This is a genomic window from Saccharothrix hoggarensis (assembly GCF_042678885.1).
Classification (GTDB): Bacteria; Actinomycetota; Actinomycetes; order Mycobacteriales; family Pseudonocardiaceae; genus Actinosynnema; species Actinosynnema hoggarensis.
Genome location: NZ_JBHTLK010000316.1, coordinates 1 through 6,381 on the forward strand (window position 1 = coordinate 1; position 6,381 = coordinate 6,381).

A 6,381-nucleotide genomic window follows, 5' to 3' on the forward strand; every position below is an offset into this window, starting at 1 on the left:
ACCGGTTGCTGCGCGGCGCGTGGCTGGGCCACCCCGTGCACCCGCTGCTGGTGACCGTGCCGATCGGCGCGTGGGTGTGCTCCGCCGTGCTCGACGTGGGCTTCGGCGATCGTGCCGCCGCACGTCGGCTGGTGCTGGTCGGGCTGGCCGCGACCCCGCCGACGGTGCTGCTCGGCCTCGCGGACTTCTCCCACCTGGACGTTCCCCAGCGGCGCGTGGGCGCGCTGCACGCCGTCGTCAACACGCTGGCGGCGGGCTGCTTCCTCGCCTCGACCCGGTGCGGCGACCGGGCGGCGCGGGTGTGGGGCCTGGTCGGGCTGCTGGTGCTCAGCGCAGGCGGCGCGCTCGGCGGCCACCTGTCCTACGCGCAGGGCTCGGGCGTCGGCCGGTGGCAGGAGGAGGCCCGCGTCCCGGCGGTGGACGGGCCGTGGTGACGCGGGCCGTGTTGACGCGGGCCGTGGTGACGTGGACCCGTGGTGACGCGGACCGTGGTGTGACGCGGGTGGTGTGACCTCGACGTCGTTCGGGAGCACGGGGACGGGTCCGGACGTTGTCCCCGTGATGACCAAGCAACTCCGCTTCCGCGTCCTGGGTGATTCGCTGGCCGTCGGCGTGGGCTGCGCGCGGGCCGACCAGGCGTTGGGCCCGCTGTTGTCCGCCGAGCTGCGGGCGGCGGGGCACCCGGTGGACCTCGGGGTGCACGCCGTGTCCGGCGCGCGTTCCGCCGACCTGCCCGCCCAGGTGCGGGCCGCCGTGCCGACCGGGGTCGACCTCGCGCTGATCGTGATCGGCGCGAACGACCTGACGTCGTTCACCCCGCCCGCGGTGGGCGCGGGCCTGCTGCACGACGCCGTGGCCGACCTGCGTCGCGCGGGCGGCCAGGTGGTGGTGGCCACCGCCCCCGACCTGGGCGTCGTCTCGCACGTGCCGCCGGCCTACCGGGCGTTCGTGTCGCAGGCCAGCGGCCTGTACGCGCACGCGCAGGCCGCCGCCGTGGTCCGCGCGGGAGGCGTGGTGGCGGCCGTCGGGTCCGAGTTGTTCGACCGGTTCGCCACCGAACCCGGCCTGTTCTCCGCCGACCGCTTCCACCCGTCGCCCGCCGGGTACGCGCTCATCGCCGACGCCCTCACGCCGCACGTCGTGGCGGCGGCGGGACGCTGGGCGGCCTGAGCCGGGGCGGTCGTGCCCGCCCGCCGGGGCCGACGGGCGGGCACGTCGTTCACCGGTCCGCGAAGAGCTGTCCCACCTCCGCGTCACCGAGGGCGCGGCCGAACGCGCGCACCTCGTCGACCGACCCGTGCCACCAGTCGACGGACTGGCCCGCGTACCTGGCCCGGCCGATCGTCAACGGGCCGGTGCTCACCTCCGCGGGACCGGCCGGTGTGGTCGCCACCCGCTGCCCGTCCACGTAGAGCCGAAGCTCGCCCGCCGCGGTGTCGTGCACGCCGACGAGGTGGTACCAGCGGCCCAGCTCCGGCGTCACCTCGTGCGTCGCCCGACGTCCGCCCGGCGCGCTGAACGCGAACCGGCCCTGGCCGTACTGGAGGTAGAACGGGTTCTCGGTGCGCCGGCCGTCCTGGCTGACGGCGGTGGCGTAGTTGCCGGGCAGGGACTCCATCGTCACCCACGCCGCCACCGTGTAGTCGCCCCTGGTGTCGAGCACCGGCGCGGCGGTCTGGGCGAAGTCGCCGTCGCCGTCGAACGCCAACGCCGACCCGCGCACCCCCGCGCCCCACCTCGTGCCGCCGTGCAGCGTCACCGGGCTGTCGCCGCCGCTGCTGTCGGCGCCCGCGGTGCCGCTGCCCTCGTCGAGCAGCCACGTGCCGCGGCCGGGGTAGGTGGCGTCCTCGGCGGCGTTGGCGCCGGCCTCGACGACCCGCCGGTTGATCTCGCGCACCGGGCCGGGGTCGACCTTGATCTCCCGCCGGTCGTAGGTCCACAACCCGTTCAGCTCCGTCTCCAGGTCCGTGACCTGCGTGTAGACCGAGCCGGACAGTTCCGCGCCCGCCGCCGCCAGGTAGTAGGTCTCGGTGTTGGACACGTACTTCGCCGTCAACGCCGCCTTGTCCGCCACGCCGCTGTAGATCGCGGCGGGCACGCCCGGCCACTGGTGCCCCGGCGTGCGCAGGGTGAAGCCGCCGTGCTCGCCGTCCATCGCGATGCGCGTCGCGTCCGGCCACGGCGCGTCGCGGTTGAGGTAGTCGTGGTGGTCGATGACGTCGCCCTTGCCGGAGTCGCCCTTGGACGCGCAGCAGTTGACGCCGCTGTGCGCGTTCACGACGCGGGACGGGTCGGCGGCCTTGACCGCCTCGGCGATCCGGCCGGTCTCCTCCCGGTCCCACTCGCCCCAGCCCTCGTTGAACACGACCCAGCCGATCACGGACGGCGAGTCGTGCAGCTGGGACATGGCCCGCCGGCCCTCCGTCAGGAACGCCTCCTGCCCGGTCTCGTCGGTGATGTTCGCCGACACGAAGTCCTGCCACACCAACAACCCCAGCCGGTCCGCGTGGTGGTACCAGCGGGCGGGCTCGATCTTGATGTGCTTGCGGACCGCGTTGAACCCCAGGTCCTTCTGCGCCCGCAGGTCGAACCGCAGGGCCTCGTCGCTGGGCTGGGTGTGCAGGCCGTCGGGCCAGAAACCCTGGTCCAGCAGGGCGAGCGAGAAGATCGGCTTGCCGTTGAGCACCAGCTTGGGGAACCCGCCGACGTCCTGGACGCCGACGGACCGCATGCCGAAGTAGCTCTCGACGCGGTCGTGGCTCGACCCGTCCGTCAGGCTCAGGTCGAGGTCGTACAGGTACGGGTCGTCCGGCGACCACAGGTGCGGGTCGGGCATCGGCAGCGTCAGGTCCGCGCCCGGCTTGCCGGTGACCGAGGAGACCTTCTCGCCGTCGTGGTCCCGCGCGGTGACCCGGACGACGGCGTCCGGTGACGCGGTCGCCGACTCCACCCGCACCACCAGCGCCTCGGCGGCCAGGTCGGGCGTGGTCACGACGTCGTCGATCGCCTTGTCGGGCACGGGTTCCAGCCACACCGTCTGCCAGATCCCGGACGACTGCGTGTAGACGATGCCGCCGGGGTTGCGGGACTGCTTGCCGATCGGCTGGTTGTCGCCGGTCGTGTCGGTGACGGCGACCAGCAGCTCGTGCGGGCTCTCGCCGCGCAGCGCGTCGGTCACGTCGGCGGTGAACGCGGTGTAGCCGCCGGTGTGCTCGGCGACCGGCGTGCCGTCCACCCACACCCGCGCGTGGTGGTCGACCGCGCCGAAGTTCAGCTTCAGCCGGTGGCCCCTGCCGACCTTCCAGTCCTGGGGGACGGTGAACTGCCGGCGGTAGAACATGTGGTCCTCGTGCCGTTCGAGGCCGGACAGCTGCGACTCGACGGGGAACGGCACGATGATCCGCTCGGGCAGCGCCCGGCCGAACGCGGGCTCCTCACCGGCCCTCGCACCGGCGAACTCCCAGGGACCGTTGAGGTTGAGCCAGTCCCGCCGCACCTGCTGCGGTCTCGGGTACTCGGGCAGCGGGTGCTCGGCGTCCAGCCGCTCGCCCCACTCGGTCTTCAGCCGGTGGGTCGAGGTGTTGGCCGCCGTGCGGACGACCTGCGGCACGGCCTCGCCGCCGACCTCCAGACCGCCGCGCCCGTCGTACGCCACGCGTATCCGCTGGCCCTTCTGGATCGGCTCGGCCAACGTCACGACGACCCGCGACGGGTCGTCCGCCACGGCCGCCGACGCGACCGGCATCGGGACGGTGTCCGCCTCCACGGTCAGGTGCCGGACGAGGTCGCCGAGGGCGGTGACATCGTTGTCAAAGGCCGCTTCGAGTTCCAGGCCAGTGCCGGACACGGTCAGCGCGACCGGGTAGACGCGGAAGCCGGCGGGCGGGGTGAAGGCCGACTCGGGCACGACCTGCTTGCCGGTCGTGGCCGACGACCAGCGCAGGAACATGGTCGCGCCGCCGACGTCCTGGAACATCTCCAGCCGGAAGTCGTGCGCCTGGCCCGCGACGAGGTGGACGGGCCGGCTGTGCTGCTCGACGTCCCAGTCGCCGACCCAGTGGTCGATGACCGGCTGGCCGTCGAGGAACAGCCGGAAGCCGTTGTCGCCGATGGCGTGGAAGGTGTAGTCGCCGGTCTCCGGGGCGGTGAGCTGACCGGTCCAGCGGGCGGTGACGTGTTCGGTCCGCCCGGTGAAGGACTCGAACGTGCCGGTCAGGCCGGCGAAGTCGATGGTGGGGTCGAGCGCGACGCCGCCGAGTTCGGCGAAGTCCCGCGCGCCGGGAGCGGACATGCGGAAGTACTCGCCCTTGAGGCCGTGCACGGGGGAGGGCTCGGCGCCGGCGGCGGGACCGGGGCCGGTCGACAGGGCGGGTATCAAGGCCAAGAGCAGGGTGGACATGCGGGCAACGGTGCGGAGCATGGGTTCTCCTTGGTCCTGACTGTGAGTGCCATCACAGCATCGCCCATCTATCCACAACGTCCCGCAAAGGACAACAACAAGGAAGGGTGATGGGAGCGCTCTCGCACAGGATCAGACACCCGGCGTCGACTCGGCCGGGAGGTGCCGGACGGAGCGCACGGCGAGCGCCGGCGGCACGCTCAGCACCGCGATCAGCGCGCCCGCGAGCAGCACGGCGTCCGTGCCGACGCGCTCGGCCACCGGTCCGGCCAGCGCCATCCCCACGGGCGCGGCGGCCAGCCCCACGACGGTGGAGAACCCGGTGGCCCGGGCGACGAGGTCGGCCGGCACGTGGACCTGCCGGGCGGTGCTGGTGAGCACGGCGTAGATCGCCGACTGCACGCCCGCCGGCACCGCCGCGGCGGCGAGCACCGGCGCCGGCGCGCCAGCGGCGAGCAGGACCAGCAGCGGGGCCAGGGCGACCGGGATGGTGACGGCGACCCGGAGCGGGCGGCGCGGCCTCCAGCGCAGGACGACGGCGCTGCCCAGCAACGCGCCGACGGCGTAGCCGTTGCCGATCAACGCCCACGCCAGCGGACCGCCCAGCCGCTGGTCGGCGATGATCGGGCCGATGACGAGGAACGGCGAGATGCAGGCGCCGTTGATGACGGCGACCTGGACGGTGGTGGCCTGCAACCACGGGCGGGCGCGGAAGTCGCGCCACCCGTGCCGCAGGGCGTCGAGCAGCGCCGGCCGTCGGGGCACCACCCGGTCCGGGGCCTTGAGGGCCAGGAGCGAGACGGCGCTCACCGCGAACGTGGCCGCGTCCACGGCGAACGACACGCCCGCGCCGACCGTGGCCACCAACGTCGCCGACACCACCGGGGCGAGGAGCGTCGCGGCGTTCTGGGCGGCGTTGAGCAGGGCGTTGGCCTGACGGCGTCGCGCCTCGGGCACCACGTCGGCGACCAGGCCCGCCGCGGCGGGCGCGAAGAAGGCGTTGGCCGTCCCCGCGACCGCCTGCAACACCGCCAGGTGCCACAGGGTCGCGGTGCCGGTGATCAGGAGGACGGCCGTCACACCCTGGGAGGCGAACCGGACGACGTCGGCGGCCAGCATGACGGCGCGGCGCGACACCAGGTCGCCCACCACGCCGCCGACGATCGTGAACACGACCACCGGCAACCGGCCGGCGAGCAGCACGAGCCCCACCTCGGTCGGCGACGCCCCGAGGCGCAGCGCGCCGAACAGCAGGGCGATGGAGATCAGGCCGTCGCCGAGGTGGGAGGACGTCCGGGCGACGAAGTACCAGCGGAACGCCGGGTCGCGCAGCAGCGGAGGAGGGGTGCGGGTCACGGCTCCGAACCTGCCGGCACCCACCGACAATTCGGCGTGCCCGCCGATCCGGCGCGTACCGGAGATCCGGCGCGTACCGACGATCCGGCGTGCCCGAAGAACTTCGACTATCCGGCGTGGGCCGAAGATCGGGTGCGCCCGAAGAACCGGCGTGGGCCGAACATCCAGTGTGCCCGAAGAACAAGGACGGGGCGGCGGCTTGCGATGCGCGGTGGGTTCGCGTGCCGCCGCCCCGTCCTCGGTCAGTTCAGCGACACCTCGACGTCGTGCACGCCCGGACCGAGCGCGACCACGTCCGACTGCCCGCTGACGTCGCGGTAGAGCACCCGCACGGTCCACTTGCCCGGCGCGGCGAAGAACCGGAAGTCACCCTCCGAAGAGGACACGACCTCGGCCGTGAACTCGCCCGACGCGTCGAGCAGGCGCACGTACGCCCCGCCGACCGGCGCGCCCGCGGTGAGCACCTTGCCGCTCACCACCACCTCGTTGGCCCCCACGTCGATGTGGCCGCCCTGTGGGGGCGCGCCGCAGCCGTCCAGGCTCATGTCAGGCCTCCTTGCCGGTGCCGAGTTCGACGGGGACGCCGATGAGCGAGCCGTACTCGGTCCAGGAACCGTCGTAGTTCT

At 73.7% G+C, this 6,381-nt stretch carries 5 protein-coding genes; 2 read left to right on the plus strand and 3 right to left on the minus strand.

What is annotated here, in order from left to right:
- On the plus strand, nt 1-434 hold a 434-nt coding region (locus tag ACFQ3T_RS33390; RefSeq protein ID WP_380729622.1), incomplete at its 5' end, for a DUF2231 domain-containing protein.
- 127 nt (nt 435-561) lie between these two features.
- Nucleotides 562-1,170 carry an SGNH/GDSL hydrolase family protein gene (locus ACFQ3T_RS33395; RefSeq protein WP_380729624.1) on the plus strand — a complete coding sequence of 203 codons (609 nt, stop codon included), beginning with the start codon at nt 562-564 and terminating at the stop codon, nt 1,168-1,170.
- Between the two features lie 49 nt (nt 1,171-1,219).
- Here the strand turns inward: ACFQ3T_RS33395 and ACFQ3T_RS33400 are convergent, their stop codons facing one another.
- The 3 genes from ACFQ3T_RS33400 to ACFQ3T_RS33410 form a co-directional block, all read right to left on the minus strand.
- The gene (locus ACFQ3T_RS33400; protein WP_380729626.1) at nt 1,220-4,420 is read right to left on the minus strand and encodes a LamG-like jellyroll fold domain-containing protein; all 3,201 of its coding nucleotides are present in this window, start codon (nt 4,418-4,420) and stop codon (nt 1,220-1,222) included.
- A 111-nt stretch (nt 4,421-4,531) separates the two neighbouring features.
- Nucleotides 4,532-5,755 (minus strand): MFS transporter, encoded by a 1,224-nt coding sequence (locus ACFQ3T_RS33405; protein WP_380729628.1) that lies wholly within the window; start codon nt 5,753-5,755, stop codon nt 4,532-4,534.
- A gap of 242 nt (nt 5,756-5,997) precedes the next feature.
- The gene (locus tag ACFQ3T_RS33410) at nt 5,998-6,300 is read right to left on the minus strand and encodes a DUF1416 domain-containing protein (RefSeq protein WP_380729630.1); all 303 of its coding nucleotides are present in this window, start codon (nt 6,298-6,300) and stop codon (nt 5,998-6,000) included.
- Nucleotides 6,301-6,381: the final 81 nt, after the last annotated feature.